Below are 22366 nucleotides of genomic sequence, written 5' to 3'. Positions count from 1 at the left end.
CAGTGACGACACCACGGTCACCTGCGCACTTCGGAGTGCACAGGTGACCGTGGTCGTCATTGGTTGTTCTGCCGCAAGAGGTTGACGATCGCGCTGAGCGCACCGGCCGGGTTGACGTACTCGATCTTTTCCTTCTCCACGAACGTGCCGTCGGGCTTGTGGGTCGTGGTTTTCCCGTACCTCTTGATGCCGCGGGTGGCCAGCAGGTACACGCCGTACATGACCGTGACCGCGATGATCCCGATCTCGACCACGGGCAGTTCGCCCTTGGTTTCGGTCAGCACCGCGCGGAGCCGGTCCTGTTCGTCCTCGTCCGCCCAGGCAGCCGGCAGCACCACAAGCGCGGCGTTCCCGAGCAGCTGTGAGTCACGCACGAGGTCGGCGCGAACCGCGTCGGCTCGGTCCCGGTCTGCCGCCGCGCACATCTGCTCGAGCGTGTCCTCCGGTGGCAGGTCGTCGAGCCGCTCGGCGAGGGAGTGGCACACACCGTCCACTACGAGCTGGGACTGTTCGACAGTGGGCAATGCCCGGGACCGCGGATACCGGTACGGCTACCGTTTGCTGGGAGCGCTCCCAGATTCTGGCTCTGCACGCAAGGAGGCGATGCGTGAGGGCTCCACGCAGCGCTGGGTGTGACAACCCTGCCGATGGCGGTAACCGCCGCCGCGCTGACCGCACCCGCCGCAAGCGCGGCACCCGGGTGCAAGGTCGACTACACCATCACCAACCAGTGGAGCACCGGTTTCGGTGCCACCGTGACGGTCACCAACCTCGGCGATCCTGTGTCCGGCGGCTGGACCCTCGAATGGGAATTCCCTGGTGACCAACAGGTCCGGCAAGGCTGGAACGCCGAGTTCACCCACCAGGGCAAGGGCGTGACCGCACGCGACACGGCCTGGAACGGGTCCGTGCCGACCGGCGCGAGCGTGTCGCCCGGTTTCAAAGGGACCTTCTCCGGCACCAACGGCAAACCGGTGTCGTTCAACCTGAACGGCGTCACCTGTGACGGCACCACTCCCCCGCCGGGCAGCGGGTCCAAGGTGGACAACCCGTACGCCGGCGCCGACTGTTCGCCCAGGCGGCCAGGGCGTCAGGCAGCTCTGTGGACAACGTGCACGGGTTCATCGCCAACACGGCCAACTACAGCGCGCTGCGCGAGCCGCACTTCACCATCAACGACACGGTCAACGGCACGTCGGTGCGCCAGTCGAAGTGGGTCGACTGGAACCGTTACACCGACGAACTCTCCCGCGCCACAGCATTCCGGGACGAGGCCGTCCGCGCGGGTTTCCCTTCGGGTGTGGGCATGTTGATCGACACCTCCCGCAACGGGTGGGGCGGATCGGCGCGACCGGCCGGGCCTGGCCCCGGCACCACTGTGGACGCCTACGTCAACGGTGGGCGGGTGGATCGCCGGATCCACCTCGGCAACTGGTGCAACCAGTCCGGTGCGGGACTCGGTGAACGGCCGAAAGCGGTGCCGGAGAACGGGATCGACGCGTACGCCTGGATCAAGCCGCCGGGCGAGTCCGACGGGTCGAGCAAGGAGATCCCGAACAACGAGGGCAAGGGCTTCGACCGGATGTGCGGCCCGGCGTACACCGGCACCCGCGTAACAACAACAACCTGACAGGTTCGCTGCCTGACGCCCCGCTGTCCGGCCACTGGTCCTCCGCGCAGTTCCGCGAGTTGCTGCGCAACGCCTACCCGCCGCTGTAAGGCGTCGGTTCACGGTCGGCCGAGTCCTCACCGGCGCCGGCATGTTCGGCGCCACCGGCCACAGGACTCGGCAACCTCTTCACCTCCAGGCAGTGACGGATGATCCGCACCACTGACTAGGCCGACTGCCTTGTGGTCAGTGAGACGGGGAGGACCAGGTGCCGCTGCGGAGGCTGCTCTCCCGACAGCAACCTGAGCAACATCTCGATCATCTCCCGGACCTGCTCGCCGGGGTCCTGGTGCACGGAGGTCAACGGCGGGTCGAGCAACGGCGCCACGCGGGGGTTGTCGTCGAAGCCGATCACCGCGACGTCGTCGGGGACTCGTCTGCCTGCCGAGTGCAGTGCCCGCATCGCGCCCGCGGCCATCGGGTCGCTGGCCGCGAAGACAGCGTCGAGGTCGGGAACACGGTCGAGCAGGCGCTGCATCGCGATGTCCCCGCCCGTCTGGGTGAAGTCCGCGGCCTCTGCCAGGCCCTCCCACGCCAGCCCCGCCGCCGCCATGGTTTCCCGCCACCCGGCGAGCCGGTCTCGTGCCGATCGCTGGTCCCGCGGGCCGCTCACGGTCACGATCCGCCTGCGACCCCGTGCCAGCAGGTATTCCACCGCGAGCTTCGCGCCCGAGGTGTTGTCGTAGTCCACTGTGTACAGGCCTTTGCCGTTGGCGACCGACGAGCCACCGAAGACCACCGGGACGCGCAGCAGCCGCAGCGCCGTCGCGAGCGGGTCACCGATGTGCGGCGCGAAGACCAGCACGCCGTCGACGTGCCCGCCGTCGAGGAACTTCATCGTCCGGGGGATGTCCTCTTTGTTGTCGACGAACATCACCAGCATCTGGCTGCCGCGGTTGGCGAGCTCGCGGAACGCCGCCCGCATCGCGACCAGGTAGTACGGGTCGTCGAGGACCATCGACTCCGGTTCGGACAGCACGAGAGCCACGCCGCCGGTCCTTTTCGTCACCAGCGACCGGGCCGCCTGGTTCGGCGAATAGCCGAGGTCTCGAACCGCCGCCCGCACGGCCTGCCTGGCCTGGGGGCTGACGTAGGTCTCCTCGTTCAACGCACGGGATGCCGTCGAACGTGACACCCCCGCGTAGGCCGCGACGTCCTCCAACGTCGGCCGCCCGCCTTGATCCGGTAATCCCACCCCGTCCTCCTGTCTCCACCGCCCAGCCTATGACCTGCCTGGCCCCGCACGCCATGGGAACGCTCCCGGGTCCCGCGACCTTGACATCCTTCGTAGCGGGAGGACACACTCGCCACACATCTGGGAGCGCTCCCAGAACGCCGTCCAACGAGGGGCATGAAGTGCGAAGAATTCTCAGCAGCACCGCCGCCTTGGCACTGGTCACCGGGGTGGCCGCGTGCGGCGGGTCCGGCGAAACACCGTCCGGCCAGGCACCGAGCGCGAGCGGGCCGATCGAGCTGACGATCGCCACGTTCACCGAATTCGGCTACGAGGACCTGATCAAGCAGTACGAGGCAGCGCACCCGGGGATCAGGATCGCCCACCGCAAGACCGGCCAGGGCGGCCCGTACCACCAGGAGATGCTCACCAAGCTCAGCGCCGGTTCAGGCCTTTCCGACGTGCAGGCGCTGGAAGAGGGCCACATCTCCACGTTCATCGACAAGGCCGACAAGTTCAACGACCTCGGCGAGATCGGCCCGAAGGACCTCGAGGACCGCTGGCTGCCGTGGAAGTACGAGGCGGGCAAGGCCAAGGGCGGCAAGCTGATCGGCTACGGCACCGACATCGGCCCGCTGGCCGTGTGCGTGCGCACCGACCTGTTGCAGGCGGCCGACATGCCGACCGACGACGTCTCGCTCAAGACGATGCTCGCCACCTGGGATTCGTACTTCGCCGCGGGCGACCGGTACACCCAGGCGACCGGCAAGGCGTGGTTCGACTCGTCGTCGCAGATCTTCAACGCCATGGTCAACCAGCTCGACACCGGGTACATCAACCAGGACGACAGCCTGGCCATCGAGTCCAACCCGAAGATCAGGCAGAGCTGGGAGAAGGTGACTGCGGCGGCCAAGCGCGGCCAGACCGCGAAGCTGACGGCGTTCTCCAACGAGTGGAACAGCGGGTTCAAACAGGGCGCGTTCGCCACGAAAACGTGCCCGTCCTGGATGCTCGGCGTGATCAAGGCACAGGCAGGCCCCGAGAACGCGGGCAAGTGGGCGGTCGTGGAAGCATTCCCGGAGGGCGGCGGCAACTGGGGCGGCTCCTACCTCACCGTTCCCAAGCAGAGCAAACACCCGAAGGAAGCCGCTGAGCTCGCCGCGTGGCTCACAGCACCGGAGCAGCAGCTCAAGGCGTTCAAGTCGACCGGCAACTTCCCCAGCCAGGTCAGGGCGATCGAGTCCGCCGAGCTGTTGTCGTTCACCAACGACTACTTCGGCACCACCAAGGTCGGCGAACTGTTCGCCACCCAGGCCAAGAAGGTCACCAAGGCGCAGTACAAGGGACCGCGCGACGGCCAGATCCAGGAGAACGTGACCAGCCCGGCGCTGGCGGCCGTCGAACAGGGCGCGTCGCCGGACGACGGCTGGAAGCAGGCGGTCGACGGCGCGAAGAAGCTGGTCAGGTAGCGATGTCACAGACGGCGGCGCGCCCCGCACCGTCCACAGCAGACAAACCGGTCGTCCCGCCGCGGCGTTCGCCACCGTGGCGGGACCGGTTCTCGCGGTGGGACGTCAAAGCATCCCCGTACCTCTACATCGCCCCATTTTTCCTCGTGTTCGGCGTCGTCGGGCTGTTCCCGTTGCTGTACACCGGGTACGTCTCGATGTTCGACTGGGAGCTCGGCGCCGACCACCCGGAGTTCATCGGGTTCGGGAACTACGTCGAGCTGTTCGGCGACGACCAGTTCTACAAGACGCTCACCAACACCGTGAGCATCTTCCTGCTCTCCAGCGGGCCGCAGGTCGTGATCGCTGTGCTGCTGGCGGCGTTGCTGAACGCACGGTTGCGGCTGCCGACGGCGTGGCGGGTGGGCGTGTTGCTGCCGTACGCGGCGTCGCTCGTGGCCATCGGGATCATCTTCGCCAACCTGTTCGGCCCCCACTACGGCCTGGTCAACTCGGTGTTCGAGCTGTTCGGCCTCGACCGGGTGGACTGGCAGGCCAACCGGTTCGCCAGCCACATCGCCATCGCGATCATGGTCAACTGGCGCTGGACCGGGTACAACGCGCTGATCATCCTCGCCGCGATGAAGGCGATCCCCCAGCAGGTGCACGAGGCCGCGGTGGTCGACGGCGCCTCCCCCGTGCGGCGCTTCTTCGCCATCACGCTGCCGCTGCTGCGGCCTACGCTGATCTTCGTCGTGGTCACGTCCACCATCGGCGGCCTGCAGATCTTCACCGAGCCCAAGCTGTTCGACGCCATGCCCGGCTCCAACAACGGCGGCTCGACCAACCAGTTCCAGACGGTGACCCTGTACATGTACCAGACCGCGTTCGAAAGCCAGCACTTCGGCTACGCCTCGGCGATGGCGTGGGTGCTGTTCCTGGTGATCCTGGTGGTCGCCTCGCTGAACTTCCTGCTGACCAGGCGGCTGGCGCGATGAAACGAGCGGGGTTCTGGACATACGGCCTGCTGGGCGCGTTCGTGCTGGGCTCGGCCTTCCCCTTCTACTGGTCCTACCTGGTCGCCAGCCGCGACAGCGGCATGCTCACCGACCGGCTGCCGCCGCTGGTGCCCGGAGGCAACTTCTGGGCCAACGCACAGCGCGTGTTCGACTCCGTCGAGTTCTGGAAGGCGCTGGTCAACAGCGTGGTCGTGGCCGGTTCGGTCACCTTCTCGACGGTCTTGTTCTCCACTTTGGCGGGGTTCGCGTTCGCCAAACTGCGGTTCCGCGGCCGTGACCCGTTGTTCCTGTTCGTCGTCGCGACCCTCGCTGTGCCGACGCAGCTGGGCATCATCCCGCTGTACATGTCCATGGCCGACTTCGGCTGGGTGGGCGGCCTGGCGGCGGTGACGGTTCCCAGCCTGGTCACCGCGCTCGGCGTGTTCTGGATGCGCCAGTACACAGTGGACGCTGTGCCGTTCGAACTCGTCGAGGCCGCGCGGGTGGACGGGTGCAGCATGATCCGGATCTACTGGCACGTCTGCCTGCCCGCGGTCCGGCCCGCCGCCGCGTTCCTCGGCATGTTCACGTTCATGACGGCGTGGAACGACTTCCTCTGGCCGCTGATCGTGCTGGACGCGGGCAACCCGACAGTGCAGGTGGCGCTGGAGAAGCTGCAAAGCGGCTACTACGTCGACTACTCGCTCGTGCTCGCCGGGACCACACTGGCGACGATCCCGGTCCTGGTCGTTTTCGTCGCACTCGGCAGGCAGATCGTCGCCGGGATCATGCAAGGTGCCGTGAAGGGATGAAACCGTGACGTTTCCCGACGGATTCGTGTGGGGCGCGGCGACCGCCGCGTACCAGGTCGAAGGAGCCGGCACGGCCGACGGCCGGGTGCCCTCGATCTGGGACGCGTTCTGCCGCGTGCCGGGAGCCGTGACCGGTGGCGACACCGGCGACGTGGCCGCCGATCACTACCGGCTGATGGAACAGGACGTGCGCATGATGGCCCGGCTCGGCCTGCGGGCGTACCGGTTCTCCGTCGCCTGGCCGCGGGTGGCCGATCTCGGCTTCTACGACCGGCTCGTGGACACGCTGCTGGCCAACGGCATCGAACCGTGGGCCACGCTGTACCACTGGGATCTCCCCCAGGTCCACGAGGAAACCGGCGGCTGGGCCAACCGCGACACCGCTTACCACTTCGGCGACTACGCGGAGACAGTACTGCGCCGGCTGGGCGACCGAGTGCCGAACTGGATCACCTTGAACGAACCGTGGTGCGCGGCTTTCCTCGGTTACGCGTCAGGGATCCACGCCCCGGGCCGCACGGAGCCGAACGCGGCGGTCGCAGCCGCCCACCACCTGCTGCTGGGTCACGGAATCGCGATGCACGCCATCCGGTCGTCCGCGCCCTCGGCGCAGGCAGGCATCACGCTCAACCTGTTCCCCGTGCACTGCGACGACCCGGCCGATCCCCTGGCCGCCGACGCGGTCCGGCGGATCGACGGGCTGCAGAACCGGTTGTTCCTCGATCCTGTCGTGCGCGGCACGTACCCGGACGACGTGCTGACCGACCTCGCGCCCCACGGCCTGCCGGAAACGATCAAGCCGGGGGACCTCGAACTGATCCGCCAGCCGATGGATCTGCTCGGCGTCAACTACTACCGCGACATCCACGTGGCGCCGGGGGCCGATGCCGAGTCGCCGTCGCCGTGGGTCGGTTCCGAGCACGTCCGGTTCCCCGACCGCGGCCTGCCGAAGACGGACAGCGGCTGGGACATCGTCCCGGCAGGCCTGACCGAACTGCTCGTCCGGCTGCGGCGGGACTATCCCGGATTGCCTGTGTACATCACCGAGAACGGCGCGGCTTTCCCCGGGATCGACGACACCGACCGTGTCTCGTACCTCGACGGGCATCTGCGCGCGGCACTCGGCGCGATCGATCAGGGCGTGGACCTGCGTGGGTACTTCCTGTGGTCGTTGATGGACAACTTCGAGTGGGCCGAGGGGTACGCCAAGCGGTTCGGAATGGTGCACGTGGACTTCCGGACCCAGGTCCGCACCACCAAGACGAGTGCGCACTGGTACGCCCGCGTGATCGCCGCGAATGCACTGCCCTGACCTGTCAATAACGCGACAAATACGCACCCAAGAGGGTTTCAAGCTCAGCCAGAAAATGACGTGACGCGCCGGAGCGGAGATTCCCGACACGCATCGGAATCCGCCAGGGCAGCATCAAGCCCCATTCCACGAGAAAGACCTCGGCTCGCGGTCCGCGCCACCGAGGTCTGGGGTAACTGGCTTCAGTCTACTACTCTCGACATTGGCGGGTACCGCCATCCGCTGTACGGCTCCGCCAACATGTCGTCCGGAATGTCCGCTGGGCCACGAAATGAGATGAGGGAGCACATGGCAATCGAGGCGACCGATGTCCTGCTCGCGGCCCTCGCCGACGACCTCGACCCCGGATTCGCCGATCTGGTGCACACCTACGAAGGTGTCCTGTTCGCCGCCGCGATGCGGGCCAGTGGCAATGCCGCGGAGGCCGAAGAGCTCGCCGCCGAGTCGTTTCTGCGTGCCTACGTCGCGCTGCGCGGCTACGAGCGGTGGCGCATTCTCGCGCTGCGGCCCCAGTCGTGGTTGCTCACGATCATGCTCAACACCTGGCGCAACAGCGTGCGCAGCGCGAGCAGGCGCCCGCCGCAGACGCTGGTGGCCGGCGTAGCCGACGAACCAGCCGCCGGCCAGAGCGTCGAGCAGCAGGTCACGGCCAGTGAGACCCGGCGCGAACTGACCGGCTTGATGTGGCGGTTGCCGGACGACCAGCGGGTCGCGGTGGCGCTGCGGCACGTCGTCGGACTGCCTGTCGCCGAGGTGGCCACCTTGATGCACATCCCGGAAGGGACCGCGAAATCCCATACCTGTCGTGGTCTGCGGGCGCTGCGGGGCATGTACGCCAGCCGCTACCGCTGATCCGCGCGACTGCTCAGCCGGCGACGCGCAACGACTCCTCGCGCTGCCGGGGCACGGGCACCTCCAGCACCGGGTCGGCCACGAGGATCGCTTCGTACAGTCGCCGCATCCGCGGCACCGGGTCGAGACCGAACTCGTCGAACAACAGCCCGCGCAGCCGGTGGAACATCTCGATCGCCTGCGCGGGCCTGCCCGAGCGGTACAGCGCGACCATGAGCTGGGCCTGCACGTTCTCGCGCATGGGATAGTCGTCGGCGCGGGTCGCCAGCTCGGCGAGCAGTTCGCGGTGCCTGCCGAGCCGCAGATGCGCCTCGACGCGTTGTTCCAGCACACCGAACCGGGCCTCCTCCAGCTCCACCCGGTGCGCCGCGATCACCGGGCCGTCCGGCACGTCGATCAACGCGGGCCCCCGCCACAGGCCCAACGCGGAGTCGAACAGGTCGGCGGCGTGCCGGTCGTCGCCTCGGCGGGCGGCCGCGCGGGCACTGCCCACTTCGGACTCGAACGCGGCGCGGTCGAAGCCCTCCACCAGGACGTGCAGCTGGTAGCTCCGGTTGTGGGTGGCGAGAACCTCGTGGTCGTCGTGCGGGGTCGCCGCGCGCAGCAGCCGCCGGATCTGCAGCACGTAGGTCTGCAGGGTCGACACGGCGCTCTTGGGCGGGTTGGCCTGCCAGAGTTCGTCGACGCACGCGCGCACCGGAACAATCTGGTTCGCGTTGACCATCAGAAACGCCAGCAGTTGCCGCCCCTTGGGCGCCGTCGGCACACAGCACGCGTCACCGTGCACGAGTAAAAGCGGACCAAGCACACCGAATTCCATCCGTACTCCCCGTTTTCGAGACGGCGGCAGCCCCACCAACCGCTCCGGTCGCAGAGTACGCCAGCAGGGTCAACAAAGCGATTTCGATGACAGGTGTCCAGAAATATTCACGACGAAGACCCCGAAATCACTGTTATTGACGTCCCGCACACAGCCGCCGAACGAAATACGGCATCTCCGGTCCATTTGGCCCCGGTGTTTTCGCGGAAATGTGGATCTCGGCGCGGGGTCTCCAGTGAACCTTCAGCGCATTGCCCGAGTATGCGAAGCAGAGTCCATCGCCAAGCGTGCCTGCTGGGCGCGATCCACGGGGAGCCGCAGTGCACAAACATCTCTTCACGTCGGAATCGGTGACCGAAGGGCATCCGGACAAAATCTGCGACGCCGTCAGCGACGAGATCCTTGACGCGTTGCTGGCGTCGGATCCGCACTCCCGGGTCGCGGTGGAAACCCTGGTCACCACAGGCCAGGTGCACGTCGCGGGAGAGGTGACCACCACGGCGTACGTGGACATCCCCGCCATCGTCCGCGACACGATTCTCAAGATCGGGTACGACTCGTCCGCGAAGGGGTTCGACGGCAACTCGTGCGGTGTCAACGTGGCCATCGGCTCCCAGTCGCCCGACATCGCGCAAGGTGTGGACGCGGCCTACGAGACGCGGATGGAGAACGCCTCCGACGAGATCGACCTGCAAGGCGCGGGTGACCAGGGCCTGATGTTCGGCTACGCGTGCACCGACACGCCGGAGCTGATGCCGCTGCCGATCGCGCTCGCGCACCGGCTGGCCCACCGCCTGACGAAGGTACGCAAGGACGGCGTGATGCCGTATCTGCGGCCGGACGGCAAGACCCAGGTGACCATCGAGTACGCCCGGCACAAGGCGGTCCGGCTGGACACCGTGGTGGTGTCCAGCCAGCACGCCGAGGGCGTGGACCTGGAGCGGCTGCTCGGCGCCGACATGCGCGGGCACGTGCTGGCACCCGAGATCGCCGGGCTGGAGCTGGCCACGGATGACGTGCGGCTGCTGGTCAACCCGACCGGCCGGTTCGTGATCGGCGGGCCGATGGGTGACGCGGGCCTGACCGGCCGCAAGATCATCGTGGACACCTACGGCGGCATGGCGCGCCACGGCGGCGGCGCCTTCTCCGGCAAGGACCCGTCCAAAGTAGACCGATCGGCTGCCTACGCGATGCGGTGGGTGGCCAAGAACGTGGTCGCGGCCGGCCTCGCCTCCCGGATCGAGGTGCAGGTCGCGTACGCGATCGGCAAGGCGGCCCCGGTCGGGTTGTTCGTGGAGACGTTCGGCACGGAGAACGTGTCCCCCGAGCGGATCTGGTCGGCCATCCGCGACGTGTTCGACCTGCGGCCCGCCGCGATCATCAGGGACCTCGGCCTGCTGCGGCCGATCTACGCGCAGACGGCCGCGTACGGCCACTTCGGCCGCCCCGAACTGGATTTGCCGTGGGAGCGAACCGATCGCGCGGACGATCTCAAGCAGGCAGCCACCAACTGACGGTGAACACCCTACGGCGGGAAGCACAATGCGTGTAGCGATAACCGGATCGATCGCGACCGATCACCTGATGGTCTACCCAGGACGGTTCGCTGAGCACTTCATCGCCGACAAACTGGACCGGCTCTCGCTGTCGTTCCTGGTCGACCGGCTCGACATCCGGCGCGGTGGCGCGGCCGCGAACATCTGCTTCGGCATGGGAATGCTCGGCCTGCGCCCGGCGCTGGTCGGCGCGGCCGGCCACGATTTCGCCGACTACCGCTCCTGGCTGGAGCGCCACGGCGTGGACACCGGGTCGGTGCGGGTGTCACAGACCAAGTTCACCGCGCGGTTCCTGTGCACCACCGACGACTACCACAACCAGATCGCCTCCTTCTACTCCGGGGCGATGGCGGAGGCGCGGGAGATCGAACTGGCCCCGGTCGCCGCCCGCACCGGCGGTCTCGACCTGGTGGTGATCGCGCCGAACGACCCAGCCGCGATGGTCCGCCACACCGAGGAATGCCGGGACCGCGGCTACGTCTTCGCCGCGGACCCGTCGCAGCAACTGGCCAGGATGACACCGCATGAGATCCGCACCCTCGTCACCGGCGCCACATACCTGTTCACCAACGAGTACGAGCGCGATCTGCTGCTCTCCAGGACGAAGTGGACCGCCGGTCGCGTGCTGGACGAAGTCGGCACCTGGATCACCACGCTCGGCGAGCAGGGCGCGCGCATCGAGTCCGCGGCGGGCGAGGTCCGCACGGTCACCGCAGCCAAGGTGACCGCGAAAGTGGATCCGACCGGGGCGGGCGACGCGTTCCGCGCGGGTTTCCTCGCGGGCCGCTCCTGGGGGCTGGCCGTCGACCGGTCGGCCCAGATCGGGTGCGCGCTGGCGTCGGTGTCGCTGGCGAGCCTGGGTTCCCAGGAGTACGAAGTGGACGCCGCAGGGCTGCTGGCCCGGTTCTCCGCCGCGTACGGACCGGTGGCCGCGGCCGAGGTCAGTCCGCACCTGCCCGGGAACATCCCCGCCGCGGTGGTGGGACAGTGACCGATTCGCCGGTGCTCGCCACGATCGCGGACGGTGTCCTCGTCGCCGACGGCGCGATGGGCACGATGCTGCAGTCCATCGACCTGTCCCTGGACGACTTCCAGGGTTTCGAAGGCTGCAACGAGATCCTCAACGTCACCCGCCCCGAGGTGGTGCGCCAGGTCCACCGCGACTACCTCGCGGCAGGCGCGGACGCGGTGGAGACGAACACCTTCGGCGCGAACCTGGCCAACCTGGCCGAGTACGGCATCGCCGAGCGCATCCACGAACTGTCGGAGATCGGTGCCCGGCTCGCCAGGGAGGTCGCCGACGAGTTCACCACCCCGGACTGGCCGCGGTTCGTCCTGGGGTCCGTCGGCCCCGGCACGAAGCTGCCGACCCTCGGCCACGTCCGGTACGCCGTCCTGCGGGACGCCTACGAGCAGCAGGTGCGCGGTCTGCTGGTCGGTGGCGTTGACGCGGTCATCGTGGAGACCTCGCAGGACCTGTTGCAGACCAAGGCCGCTGTGCTCGGCGCCAAACGCGCCATGGCCGCCGACGGCCGGGTCGTGCCGATCATCACCGAGGTCACGGTGGAGACGACCGGGACGATGCTGCTCGGCTCCGAGATCGGCGCCGCGCTGACCGCGCTGGAACCGCTGGGTATCGACCTGATCGGCCTGAACTGCGCCACCGGGCCGGACGAGATGAGCGAGCACCTGCGGACACTGGCCAAACAGGCACGTATCCCGCTGGCGGTCATGCCCAACGCCGGACTGCCGCAACTCGGCCCGAAGGGCGCGCAATACCCGCTCGGGCCCGAGGAACTGGCTGTCGCGTTGTCGCGGTTCGTCACCGAGTTCGGTGTACGGCTGGTCGGCGGGTGCTGCGGGACGACCACCGAGCACATCCGCCAGGTCGCCGACGCCGTTCGGGACCTGGCACCGACTCCCCGCGAGGCCAATCCCGAGCCCGGCGTGTCGTCGCTGTACCAGGCGGTGCCGTTCCAGCAGGACGCCTCGGTGCTGGTGATCGGCGAACGCACCAACGCCAACGGTTCCAAGGCGTTCCGCGACGCCATGCTGGCCGGGAAGCTGGACGACTGCGTCGACATCGCCCGCAGGCAGACCCGCGACGGCGCGCACGTGCTCGACCTGTGCGTGGACTACGTGGGCCGCGACGGCGCGAAGGACATGGACGAACTGGCCTTCCGGTTCGCGACCGCGTCGACGCTGCCGATCGTGCTGGATTCGACCGAGCCGGAGGTGATCCTCGCCGGGCTGGAGCGCCTCGGTGGCCGGTGCACGATCAACTCGGTGAACTACGAGGACGGGACCGGGCCGGAATCCCGCTTCCAGCGAACCATGACGCTCGTGCGCGAGCACGGCGCGGCGGTCGTGGTGATGTGCATCGACGAGGAGGGCCAGGCGCGCACCGCCGGCAACAAGGTCGGGATCGCCGCCCGGATCATCGACGACCTGGTGCGGGACTGGGGAATGCGGATCGACGACATCATCGTCGACTGCCTGACCTTCCCGATCACCACTGGGCAGGAGGAGGTCCGCAGGGACGCCATCGAGACCATCGCGGCCATCTCCGAGCTCAAACGCCGCTATCCGAGGGTGCAGACGACGCTGGGTGTGTCGAACGTGTCGTTCGGGCTCAACCCGGCCGCTCGCCAGGTCCTCAACTCGGTGTTCCTGCACGAGAGCGTGCAGGCCGGGCTGGACACCGCGATCCTGCACGCGTCGAAGATCATCCCGCTGGCCCGGATCCCCGACCGGCAGCGGGATGTCGCACTGGATCTGGTCTACGACCGCCGCCGCGAGGGCTACGACCCGCTGCAGGAACTGATGGGCCTGTTCGAAGGCGCCTCCGTGGCCTCGTCGAAGGAGAGCCGGGCACAGGAACTGGCGGCGCTGCCGTTGTTCGCGCGGCTCGAACGGCGCATCGTCGACGGTGAACGCAAGGGGCTGGACACCGACCTCGACGCCGCGCTGACCGAGAAACCAGCGTTGCTGATCATCAACGAGACCTTGCTGGCCGGCATGAAGACCGTGGGGGAACTGTTCGGTTCCGGGCAGATGCAGCTGCCGTTCGTGCTGCAGTCGGCGGAGGTGATGAAGGCGGCTGTCGCGTGCCTCGAGCCGCACATGGAGAAGACCGACGCGGACGGCAAGGGCCGCATCGTGCTCGCCACGGTCAAGGGCGACGTGCACGACATCGGCAAGAACCTCGTCGACATCATCCTCACCAACAACGGCTACGACGTGGTCAACCTGGGCACCAAGCAACCCATCGGCACGATCCTCGACGCCGCCGACGAGCACAGCGCCGACGTGATCGGCATGTCCGGGCTGCTGGTCAAGTCCACTGTGATCATGAAGGACAACTTGTCGGAGATGAACTCCCGCGGGGTCGGCGACCGCTGGCCCGTCCTGCTCGGCGGCGCCGCGCTCACCCGCGCGTACGTGGAGAACGACCTCAACGACATGTACACCGGTGACGTCCGCTACGCCCGTGACGCCTTCGAAGGCCTCCGGCTGATGGAGGCCATCATGGGCGTCAAACGCGGCGGGTCACCCGTGGCCGACGAGCAGATGCAAGCCAAGGTCACCGAACGCCGGACCCGTCGCGAGCGTTCGCTGCGGATCGCCGAATCCCGCCAACGCAAGGCGGTCGACGAGGACGAACCGCCGCCAGCGGCCCGCTCCGCAGTGTCCGTCGACCTGCCGCTGCCGGCCCCGCCGTTCTGGGGCAACCGGATCGTGCGGGGGATCCCGGTCGCGCAGTACGCGTCCATGCTCGACGAACGTGCGACCTTCATGGGCCAGTGGGGCCTGCGGGGCGCCCGCGCCGGCACCGGCCCCACCTACGAGGAACTGGTCGAGACGGACGGACGGCCCAGGCTGCGGTACTGGATGGAGCGGCTCGCCACGGAGAAAGCCCTCGCGCACGCCGCCGTGGTCTACGGCTACTTCCCGTGCGTCGCCGACGGCGACGACCTCGTCCTGCTCACCGAGCCGGACGTGGGCGCACCCGAACGCACCCGGTTCACCTTCCCCCGGCAGAGCAAGGAACGCAGGCTCTGCCTCGCCGACTTCTTCCGGCCGAAGGCCGCCGCCGTGGCGGCGGGTGAGGTCGACGTGGTCGGGTTCAGCCTCGTCACGATGGGCCAGCCGATCGCCGACGCGGCCAACGAGCTGTTCGCCAACGACTCCTACCGCGACTACCTGGAGGTCCACGGCCTGGGCGTGCAGCTCACCGAGGCCCTCGCCGAGCTTTGGCACCGCCGCATGCGGGAGGAGCTCCACCTGCCCGACGGCACCGCGCTGTCGGCTGAGGACCCGGCTGACCTCGCGGACTACTTCAAGCTCGGCTACCGCGGTGCCCGGTTCTCCCTCGGCTACGGCGCCTGTCCCGACCTGGATGACCGCGCCAAGGTCGTCGACCTGCTGCGGCCCGAACGCGTCGGCGTCAAGCTCTCCGAGGAGTTCCAGCTGCATCCCGAGCAGTCCACCGACGCCATCGTCGTGCACCACCCCGAAGCCACGTACTTCAACGTCTGACCCGCACTGAGGAGCTGTCCCCGATGACCGCGGTCGTATCCCCTTCACACCAGGCCAGGGCCACTGTCGGCCTCGATTTCGCCGTGGCCGACCTGTCACTGGCCCCGTTCGGGCGCGCCGAGATCCGGCTGGCCGAGCACGAGATGCCCGGGCTGATGGCCCTGCGGCAGGAGTACGGCCGGACGCGCCCGCTGCGCGGCGCCCGCATCTCCGGTTCCCTGCACATGACCGTGCAGACGGCAGTGCTCATCGAGACGCTGGTGATCCTGGGTGCGGCAGTGCGCTGGTGCTCGTGCAACATTTTCTCCACACAGGACCACGCGGCCGCTGCCGTCGTCGTCGGACCACACGGGACCGCGGAGCAGCCACAAGGTGTGTCGGTGTACGCCTGGAAAGGCGAGACGCTGCCGGAGTACTGGTGGGCGACGGAGAACATGCTGACCTGGCCGGACGGCGCGGGTCCGAACATGATCCTCGACGACGGCGGTGACGCGACCCAGCTCGTGCACCGGGGCGTCGAGTACGAAAGGAACGGCGCGGTCCCGGCGGAGAGGCACGGCGATTCCGAGGAGTGGCGCGTCACTCTCGGTATCCTGCGCGCCTCGCTCGAGGCGAGCACGGACAAGTGGACGAAGATGGCCGCCGGAATCCGCGGTGTCACCGAGGAGACCACGACGGGAGCGCTGCGGCTGCGGCAACTCGCGGCAACGGGCGAACTGCTGTTCCCGGCGATCGACGTCAACGACGCGGTGACCAAGTCGAAGTTCGACAACCGGTACGGCATCAGGCATTCGCTGATAGACGGCATCAACCGCGGCACCGACGTCCTGATCGGCGGCAAGGTGGCCGTCGTCTGCGGTTACGGTGACGTGGGCAAGGGCGCCGCCGAGTCCCTGCGCGGGCAGGGCGCCCGGGTGGTCGTGACCGAGATCGACCCGATCTGCGCGCTGCAGGCGGCCATGGACGGATACGAGGTCCGCACGCTCGACCAGGTGATCGGCTCCGCCGACATCGTGATCACCACGACCGGCAACAAGGACGTCGTCACTGTCGAGCACATGGCCCGGATGAAGCACCAGGCCGTGCTGGGCAACGTCGGCCACTTCGACAACGAGGTGGACATGGCCGGGCTGGCCGGCTGGACCAGCGTGCGCCGGGTCGTGATCAAGCCACAGGTCGACGAGTGGACGTTCCCCGACGGGCACAGCATCATCGTGCTGTCCGAAGGCAGGCTGATGAACCTGGGCAACGCCACCGGCCATCCCAGCTTCGTGATGTCGTGCAGCTTCACCAACCAGGTGCTGGCCCAGCTGGAGCTGTTCGCCAACTACGAGAAGCACGGCAGGAAGGTCGTCCGGCTGTCCAAGCGGCTCGACGAGAAGGTCGCCCGGATCCACCTGGCGGCACTGGGCGGTTCGCTCACCACGCTGACCGCCGACCAGGCCGGCTACATCGGTGTGGACGTCGACGGGCCGTTCAAGGACGAGCACTACCGCTACTGATCCAGCTCGCTCGGTTCTTCATCGATGCCTGCGATGGTGATGACATGAGACTGATCCCGGTCACCGACGCGATTTACGACTACATCGCCGACCACAGCACACAGGTGGACGAGGTGCACCGCGACCTCGTCGAGCGCGCCCGGATGCGGATCGGGCGCGACAAGGGCGCGTTGCTGACGCTGCTCACCCAGTTGACGAACACCAGGCAGGCCATCGAGATCGGTACGTTCACCGGTTACGCGACACTGTGCATAGCCCGTGGCCTGCCCGCCGGCGGCCGGGTGCTCACCTGCGACGTCAGTCAGGAGTGGACCGCGGTCGCCGAACGGGTGTGGGCGCACGAGAACGTGACCGCGAAGATCGACCTGAGGCTGGGCACGGCCATCGAAACGCTGCGCGCGCTGCCGCCCGAACCGCACCACGACCTCGCCTTCATCGGCGCGGACAAGCCGGGATACCTGGACTACTACGAGGAACTGCTCCCCCGCATCCGGCCGGGCGGCGCCATCCTGATCAACAACGTGCTGCTGGCAGGCGCCGTGGTCACCGATCCGGACGACGAGAACGCTCGCACCATGCGCGAGTTCAACGCGCACGTCTGCGCGGACAAGCGCGTGGACGCCGTGATGCTCTCCGTCGGCGACGGCATCACGCTGGCCCGCAAGCGGCCGGTCGACAGCGCGGACTGAACTCCCCCACGCACAACAGATCCCGAACGCAGGTGCGAGACAATGTCCAGAACACCACTGACAGGCAAGACGCTGCGGATGGCGCGGCTGTCGCGGCCACGCGACGACCGATATCTGTTCGTCCCGCTCGACCACTCCATGGCCGACGGCCCGATCACCGACGAGGCCGACTTCAACCAGCTCGTCAGCGACATCAGCCTGGGCGGGGCCGACGCCATCGTGGTCCACAAAGGACGATCACGGACGATCGAGCCGGAGCTGCTCGGCGGCTGCGCGCTGATCGTGCACCTGTCCGCCAGCACCGACCACGCCGTGGACAGCGACGCCAAAGTCCTCGTCAGCGACGTCGAGGAGGCGCTGCGGCTCGGCGCGGACGCGGTGAGCGTGCACGTCAACGTCGGCTCCGACACCGAGGCCATCCAGCTGGCGGCCCTCGGCGCGGTCGCGTCCGCGTGCGACCAGTGGGGCGTGCCACTGCTGGCCATGATCTACCTCCGCGGTCCCCGCGTGATCCACCCGAACAGTCCCCAACAGCTCTCCCACATGGTCAGCATCGCCGCCGACATGGGCGCCGACCTCGTCAAGACGGTGCTGGCCGCACCGATCGAACGGATGACCGAGGTCACCGCTGCCTCTCCCCTCCCGGTCGTCGTGGCCGGGGGCGACGGGCACGACATGAGCCTGTTCGACTTCGCCACGGCCGCGATGGCGGTCGGCTGCCACGGCCTGGCCGTGGGCAGGCGTGTGTTCACCGACGACACGCCGCGGCGGGTGGTCCACCAGCTGGCCACGATCGTGCACGGCGAGGAGTTCACCCCCGAGACAGCGCTACGAGCCCACCTGGCAGGTACATTGTGAAGTTCGCCTGGATCGACGTCCGCACCGTCCCCGAAGACCAGCGCGAGTCCATCGTGGACGCGGCCATCCACGCCAGGGCCGACGGGATCGTGCACGACGACGAGACGCTGCTCAGCACGCTTCCCGCCACGGTTCGCCGGGTCTTCCTGTCGGCAGGCGGGTCCGCACCGGGCACCGAGGTCGACGCCCTGATCAGGTTGCGGACCGCGGCCGACCAGTCCGAGCTCGACCGGTTGCGCGCGGCGCACCGCGGCGGGGACGACAGCGTGGCCGCACTGGTCGACGTGATCGACGACGAGTCGCTGACGCTGGCCTGTCACGCCGCGATCGCGCTGCCGCACACCGTGGTCCGGTTCAAGGACCCGACCAAGATCCCGCTGGAGATCGTGATCGCCGCCGCGGACAGCTCCCCCGGGCAGCTGGTCTGCCACGCCGACAACCTCGAGGAAGCCGGGATCATCATCGACGTGCTGGAGAAGGGCTCGGAGGGCGTGATGCTGGCGCCCCGCGACGCCGACGACGTCTTCAGCCTGATGGACCTGTTGCGGACGAAGACCGAGCCGCTGGAGCTGACCACGCTCAGCGTGGACTCGATCGAGCACCTCGGTCTCGGTGACCGCGTGTGCATCGACACGTGCACGCACTTCGAGGAGGACGAGGGTATGCTCGTGGGCTCCTACGCCCACGGGTTCATCCTGTGCTGCAGCGAGACGCACCCGCTGCCGTACATGCCCACCCGGCCGTTCCGGATCAACGCGGGCGCGCTGCACTCGTACGTGTTCGGGCAGGACAACCGCACGAACTACCTCAGCGAGCTGAAAGCGGGCAGCGCGGTACTCGGGGTGGGCGCCGACGGCCGGACCCGCCGGATCGTGGTCGGCCGGATCAAGCTGGAATCCCGTCCGCTGCTGAGCATCAAGGCCAGCTCCGCCGAGGGTGTCCAGGTCAACCTGATCGTGCAGGACGACTGGCACGTCCGGCTGCTCGGACCGGGCGGGACCGTCCGCAACGTCACCGAGCTCAAGCCCGGCGACGAGCTGCTCGGCCACGTCGCCACCGACAAACGCCACGTGGGCTGGCCGGTTGGCGAGTTCTGCGTGGAGAAGTGACCACCTCCGGCGCAACGAGGCGTGCGCCCGGGATCTCCGGGCGTACGCACTCGTGGTGGGGCGAGGAGCTGTTGACGCGCAGCGCCGACGAATCCCCGTGGGCTCGCGGCACCGCCACGGTGACCGCGGGCCGGATGCGCACGGAGGTCGAGTGGCTGCGCAAGTCCTATCAGGGCCAGGGCGTCGGCTTCCGCAGCACCGTTTCGTTGCACGGCACACCGAGTTTCACCCAGCTGTGGTCGCTGTTCGCGCTGTGGTCGCTGGGGGCGCAGGTGACCATGCTGGAACAGCGGCTGGGGCCCAAGGACATGGCGGCGGCACTCGACGAGTCACACCCGCAGTTCACCCTGCGCTTCGGCCGTTCCAACCGGATCAACGACCCGTTCACCGACGAGTGCGAGGTGATGCTCACCCGCCGCCGGGGCGGCGTCCCCGCCACCACCGACCACTGCCTCGTGCACCTGTCGTCCGGGACCACCGGCCGCGGCAAGATAATCGGGCGGACGGCGGACTCGCTGCTCACCGAGGTCGACCGGCTCGCGATGCTGGACGACATGCCCCGCAGGGGCGAGACCGTGCTGCTGCTCAGTTCGTGGGCGCACTCGTTCGAACTGATCGGGGGCGTGCTGCACGGTCTCGACTGCGGCGCTCCCCTGGTGTTCCCGGTCTCCGTCGTGCCCAAGCGCGTACTGGCGGTCGCACGTGACGCCCAGGTACTCATCGGCACACCACGGCACTACGAACGGCTCAGTGCCGTGCCGGGCACGCCGTCCCTGCCCGCGCTTCGCGTCGCGGTCTCAGGCGGCGAACCCCTGCACTCCAGTGTGTTCGTGCGGTTCGCGCGCCGCTACGGAGTGCGGATCGGGCAGGTGTACGGCACCACGGAGACCGGTATCATCGCCGCGGATCTGCGCGGTGTGCAAGGCCCTCCCCACGTCGGCCGCCCCATACCCGGTGTGCGGTCGAGGGTCAACGACGGCGTCCTGCAGATTCACCTGGCGCAGTCGCCCTACCTGACCGATGTGGAACCGTGGCTCGGCGGCTGGATGTCCACTCAGGACCGTGTGCGGCTGGACCCGGACACGGGTGTGCTGAGCCTGCACGGTCGCGTGGGCGCCGAGCGGGCCGACCGCTACGCCGAGGGCGAACTGCTGGAGATCGAACGGGTGCTGCGCTCGCACAGGGACGTCGACGAAGCGGTCGTGACCGGGCTCGACACCATCGAGGCACACGTCACCGGGTCGCCCGCGCTGGCTCACATCGATCTCGTCGAATGGTGCCGCCGGCTGATGCGCGGCAGCCGTGCGCCCTCACGTCTGCACGTCGTGCGCTCGCTTCCCCGCACCGCCAACGGCAAGGCTCAGCGCACCCGTGCCCTGATCCGTGACGCGATCCGGGAGGGCGAGCAGTGACCGGCGTCATCAGCGACGAAGGCTGGCGTGCTGTCACCCGGCGGGATCGCCGTGCCGACGGCACGTTCTTCTACGCGGATCAGACCACGGACGTCTACAACAGACCGTCCTGCGTGATCCGGCCCGCGCAGCGGGACCAGGTGCTGAGCTTCGCCACCATCGCCGAGGCCGAGTCGGCCGGTTTCCGCCCGTGCCGCCGTTGCCGTCCGGACCAGCCGACCTTGCACGAACGGCACACCGCGGCCGTGGTCCGGGCCTGCCGGGTCATCGACGGCACGCAGGACGCGCCCAGCCTGGACGACCTGGCGGACGCCGCGGGGTTCAGCCGGTTCCACTTCCACCGCGTGTTCAAGGCGATGACCGGGCTGACACCGCATTCCTACATCACGGCCTGCCGCTCCCAGCGCATGCGGGCGCAACTGTCGGGCGCCGACAACGTGACCGACGCGATCTACGACGCCGGTTTCAACTCCAACGGCCGCTTCTACGCCACCTCACCGGAAATACTGGGCATGACGCCCACGAGCTTCCGTTCCGGCGGCGACGGCACGCGCATCCACTACCACGTCACCCAGTGCTCGATGGGGACCGTGCTCGTCGCCGCGGCCGACCGAGGCGTGTGCGCGGTTCTGCTCGGCGGCGACGACACCGCCGCCCTGCTGTTCCGGCTGCGTTCCCGGTTCCCGAACGCCCAGGTGAGCGCGGCGCACCGGGCCTTGGCCCTGCGCGTGGACGAGGCTCTGTCGTGCGCCGAACCGCCGCTCGCGGCGCGTGCGCTCCCCCGGGACGTGCGGGCCGCGGTTCTGTGCCAGCGGGTGCGCGAGGCCCTGCGCGACCTGCCGGCGACCGGTGGATCCAGGCTCGTGGTCATGCGGCCCGTGACCGGAGACGCCGGTTCCGCCTGAGGTCCGCCTTCCCGGCGGACGTCAGGGTCAGTTGATCAGGTGGTGCGCGGCGACCTCGGGTGGGAGTTCCTCCAGTTCCGCGGTCTCCTCCGGCGCGCGTTCCATGTACTCCGGGTTGCAGCTCTGGTAGCCCAGCATCCGCGCGATCGGCGCGAGGGCGCCGTACAGCACGCGTTGCACCGGCCACGGCGGGCTGGCGTACCGGACCACGTCGGCGAACTCCGGCAGAGTCACGGCTCGCTGCAGGAGGCCCGGTACGCCCACGTCGTTGGTCTTCCCGTCCTGGGCGAGGCCGAACAGCTGGCGCAGCACCAGTTTCTCGAACCGGTCGGCCTTGTTGCGCAGCTCGCAGAGCATGAACGTCTCGTCGTCCGCGCTGTCGCTGTACCAGCGGTGCACCTTGCCCGGCGGGATGAGCACCGACTGCCCGGTCTCCTTGAGGATGACGTCCTCACCGGCGATGTGCACCCGCAGCCTGCCGCGTACGAGGGTGAACCGCTCCTCGCTGAACGGATGGCTGTGGTAACCGGCCACGAACCCGCCGGGATCGACGTAGACGTCCATGATGATGCGCTCACCGTTGGTGTGCGCCGCGGGTGTGCGGATGACAACCTTCTCGCGGCACCTGGGGTTGTAGTAGACCTCGCCGGGATTGACCACCATGTGCTGTCTCTTTCTGCTGTGACGCCCCGGTATGCGAGCGTCAGTGGG

19 protein-coding genes and 1 pseudogene are annotated in these 22366 nt (G+C 68.4%); 16 read left to right on the top strand and 4 right to left on the bottom strand.

Annotation, left to right across the window (positions count from 1 at the left end; genetic code table 11):
- Nucleotides 1–56 precede the first annotated feature (56 nt).
- Nucleotides 57–524, bottom strand: coding sequence for a hypothetical protein (locus tag AOZ06_RS26530; RefSeq protein ID WP_157233250.1), 468 nt, complete (start codon nucleotides 522–524; stop codon nucleotides 57–59).
- Nucleotides 525–647: 123 nt separating this feature from the next.
- Here AOZ06_RS26530 and AOZ06_RS61550 point away from each other — a divergent pair.
- Nucleotides 648–944: pseudogene (locus AOZ06_RS61550) on the top strand (cellulose binding domain-containing protein); the annotation flags it as partial.
- A gap of 158 nt (nucleotides 945–1102) precedes the next feature.
- Nucleotides 1103–1630: a glycoside hydrolase family 6 protein gene (locus AOZ06_RS61545; RefSeq protein ID WP_054291885.1), complete on the top strand. Its 528-nt coding sequence runs from the start codon at nucleotides 1103–1105 to the stop codon at nucleotides 1628–1630.
- Nucleotides 1631–1835: 205 nt separating this feature from the next.
- On the opposite strand, the gene AOZ06_RS26515 is transcribed toward AOZ06_RS61545, so the two are convergent.
- Nucleotides 1836–2864, bottom strand: a complete 1029-nt coding sequence (locus AOZ06_RS26515) for a LacI family DNA-binding transcriptional regulator (protein ID WP_083471944.1) — start codon at nucleotides 2862–2864, stop codon at nucleotides 1836–1838.
- A gap of 161 nt (nucleotides 2865–3025) precedes the next feature.
- Here AOZ06_RS26515 and AOZ06_RS26510 point away from each other — a divergent pair, with 161 nt between their 5' ends.
- The 5 genes from AOZ06_RS26510 to AOZ06_RS26490 all read left to right on the top strand — a co-directional run bounded on the left by AOZ06_RS26510 (nucleotide 3026) and on the right by AOZ06_RS26490 (nucleotide 8265).
- Complete coding sequence (locus AOZ06_RS26510; RefSeq protein WP_054291884.1) at nucleotides 3026–4312, top strand: ABC transporter substrate-binding protein; 1287 nt, start codon at nucleotides 3026–3028, stop codon at nucleotides 4310–4312.
- 2 nt (nucleotides 4313–4314) lie between these two features.
- The gene (locus tag AOZ06_RS26505) at nucleotides 4315–5289 is read left to right on the top strand and encodes a carbohydrate ABC transporter permease (RefSeq protein ID WP_054291883.1); all 975 of its coding nucleotides are present in this window, start codon (nucleotides 4315–4317) and stop codon (nucleotides 5287–5289) included.
- Nucleotides 5286–6101, top strand: coding sequence for a carbohydrate ABC transporter permease (locus tag AOZ06_RS26500; RefSeq protein ID WP_054291882.1), 816 nt, complete (start codon nucleotides 5286–5288; stop codon nucleotides 6099–6101). Before AOZ06_RS26505 ends, AOZ06_RS26500 begins: the two co-directional genes overlap by 4 nt.
- 4 nt (nucleotides 6102–6105) lie before the next feature.
- Nucleotides 6106–7413: a GH1 family beta-glucosidase gene (locus AOZ06_RS26495; protein WP_054291881.1), complete on the top strand. Its 1308-nt coding sequence runs from the start codon at nucleotides 6106–6108 to the stop codon at nucleotides 7411–7413.
- 288 nt (nucleotides 7414–7701) lie between these two features.
- A complete protein-coding gene (locus tag AOZ06_RS26490) occupies nucleotides 7702–8265 on the top strand; it encodes an RNA polymerase sigma factor (protein ID WP_054291880.1) in 564 nt (187 codons plus the stop codon).
- Between the two features lie 13 nt (nucleotides 8266–8278).
- Here AOZ06_RS26490 and AOZ06_RS26485 read toward each other — a convergent pair whose 3' ends face one another.
- A complete protein-coding gene (locus AOZ06_RS26485) occupies nucleotides 8279–9085 on the bottom strand; it encodes an AfsR/SARP family transcriptional regulator (RefSeq protein ID WP_054291879.1) in 807 nt (268 codons plus the stop codon).
- A 320-nt stretch (nucleotides 9086–9405) separates the two neighbouring features.
- On the opposite strand from AOZ06_RS26485, the gene metK reads away from it, so the two are divergent.
- From metK to AOZ06_RS26440, 9 genes are read left to right on the top strand one after another with little or no spacing between them, the layout of a single operon-like run.
- Nucleotides 9406–10599 carry a methionine adenosyltransferase gene (gene metK / locus AOZ06_RS26480; RefSeq protein WP_054291878.1) on the top strand — a complete coding sequence of 398 codons (1194 nt, stop codon included), beginning with the start codon at nucleotides 9406–9408 and terminating at the stop codon, nucleotides 10597–10599.
- A 28-nt stretch (nucleotides 10600–10627) separates the two neighbouring features.
- The gene (locus AOZ06_RS26475; protein WP_054291877.1) at nucleotides 10628–11632 is read left to right on the top strand and encodes a carbohydrate kinase family protein; all 1005 of its coding nucleotides are present in this window, start codon (nucleotides 10628–10630) and stop codon (nucleotides 11630–11632) included.
- Entirely contained in the window at nucleotides 11629–15180 is a 3552-nt protein-coding gene (metH, locus tag AOZ06_RS26470) for a methionine synthase (protein WP_054291876.1), read from the top strand. Before AOZ06_RS26475 ends, metH begins: the two co-directional genes overlap by 4 nt.
- 23 nt (nucleotides 15181–15203) lie before the next feature.
- Nucleotides 15204–16682, top strand: coding sequence for an adenosylhomocysteinase (gene ahcY / locus AOZ06_RS26465; protein WP_157233248.1), 1479 nt, complete (start codon nucleotides 15204–15206; stop codon nucleotides 16680–16682).
- Nucleotides 16683–16726: 44 nt separating this feature from the next.
- Nucleotides 16727–17371, top strand: coding sequence for an O-methyltransferase (locus tag AOZ06_RS26460; protein WP_054291874.1), 645 nt, complete (start codon nucleotides 16727–16729; stop codon nucleotides 17369–17371).
- Between the two features lie 42 nt (nucleotides 17372–17413).
- Complete coding sequence (locus AOZ06_RS26455) at nucleotides 17414–18229, top strand: 2-amino-3,7-dideoxy-D-threo-hept-6-ulosonate synthase (RefSeq protein ID WP_054291873.1); 816 nt, start codon at nucleotides 17414–17416, stop codon at nucleotides 18227–18229.
- The gene (locus AOZ06_RS26450; RefSeq protein ID WP_054291872.1) at nucleotides 18226–19338 is read left to right on the top strand and encodes a 3-dehydroquinate synthase II family protein; all 1113 of its coding nucleotides are present in this window, start codon (nucleotides 18226–18228) and stop codon (nucleotides 19336–19338) included. Before AOZ06_RS26455 ends, AOZ06_RS26450 begins: the two co-directional genes overlap by 4 nt.
- Nucleotides 19335–20750, top strand: coding sequence for a class I adenylate-forming enzyme family protein (locus AOZ06_RS26445; RefSeq protein WP_054291871.1), 1416 nt, complete (start codon nucleotides 19335–19337; stop codon nucleotides 20748–20750). The genes AOZ06_RS26450 and AOZ06_RS26445 overlap by 4 nt, the downstream gene beginning before the upstream one ends.
- Nucleotides 20747–21655, top strand: coding sequence for a bifunctional transcriptional activator/DNA repair enzyme AdaA (locus AOZ06_RS26440; RefSeq protein ID WP_054291870.1), 909 nt, complete (start codon nucleotides 20747–20749; stop codon nucleotides 21653–21655). The genes AOZ06_RS26445 and AOZ06_RS26440 overlap by 4 nt, the downstream gene beginning before the upstream one ends.
- Nucleotides 21656–21682: 27 nt before the next feature.
- Here AOZ06_RS26440 and AOZ06_RS26435 read toward each other — a convergent pair whose 3' ends face one another.
- Nucleotides 21683–22318, bottom strand: coding sequence for a cupin domain-containing protein (locus tag AOZ06_RS26435; protein WP_054291869.1), 636 nt, complete (start codon nucleotides 22316–22318; stop codon nucleotides 21683–21685).
- Nucleotides 22319–22366 lie beyond the last annotated feature (48 nt).

Origin of the sequence: Kibdelosporangium phytohabitans, from assembly GCF_001302585.1 — a bacterium.
Taxonomy (GTDB): Bacteria; Actinomycetota; Actinomycetes; order Mycobacteriales; family Pseudonocardiaceae; genus Kibdelosporangium; species Kibdelosporangium phytohabitans.
This window is presented reverse-complemented; position numbering and strand designations above follow the sequence as displayed.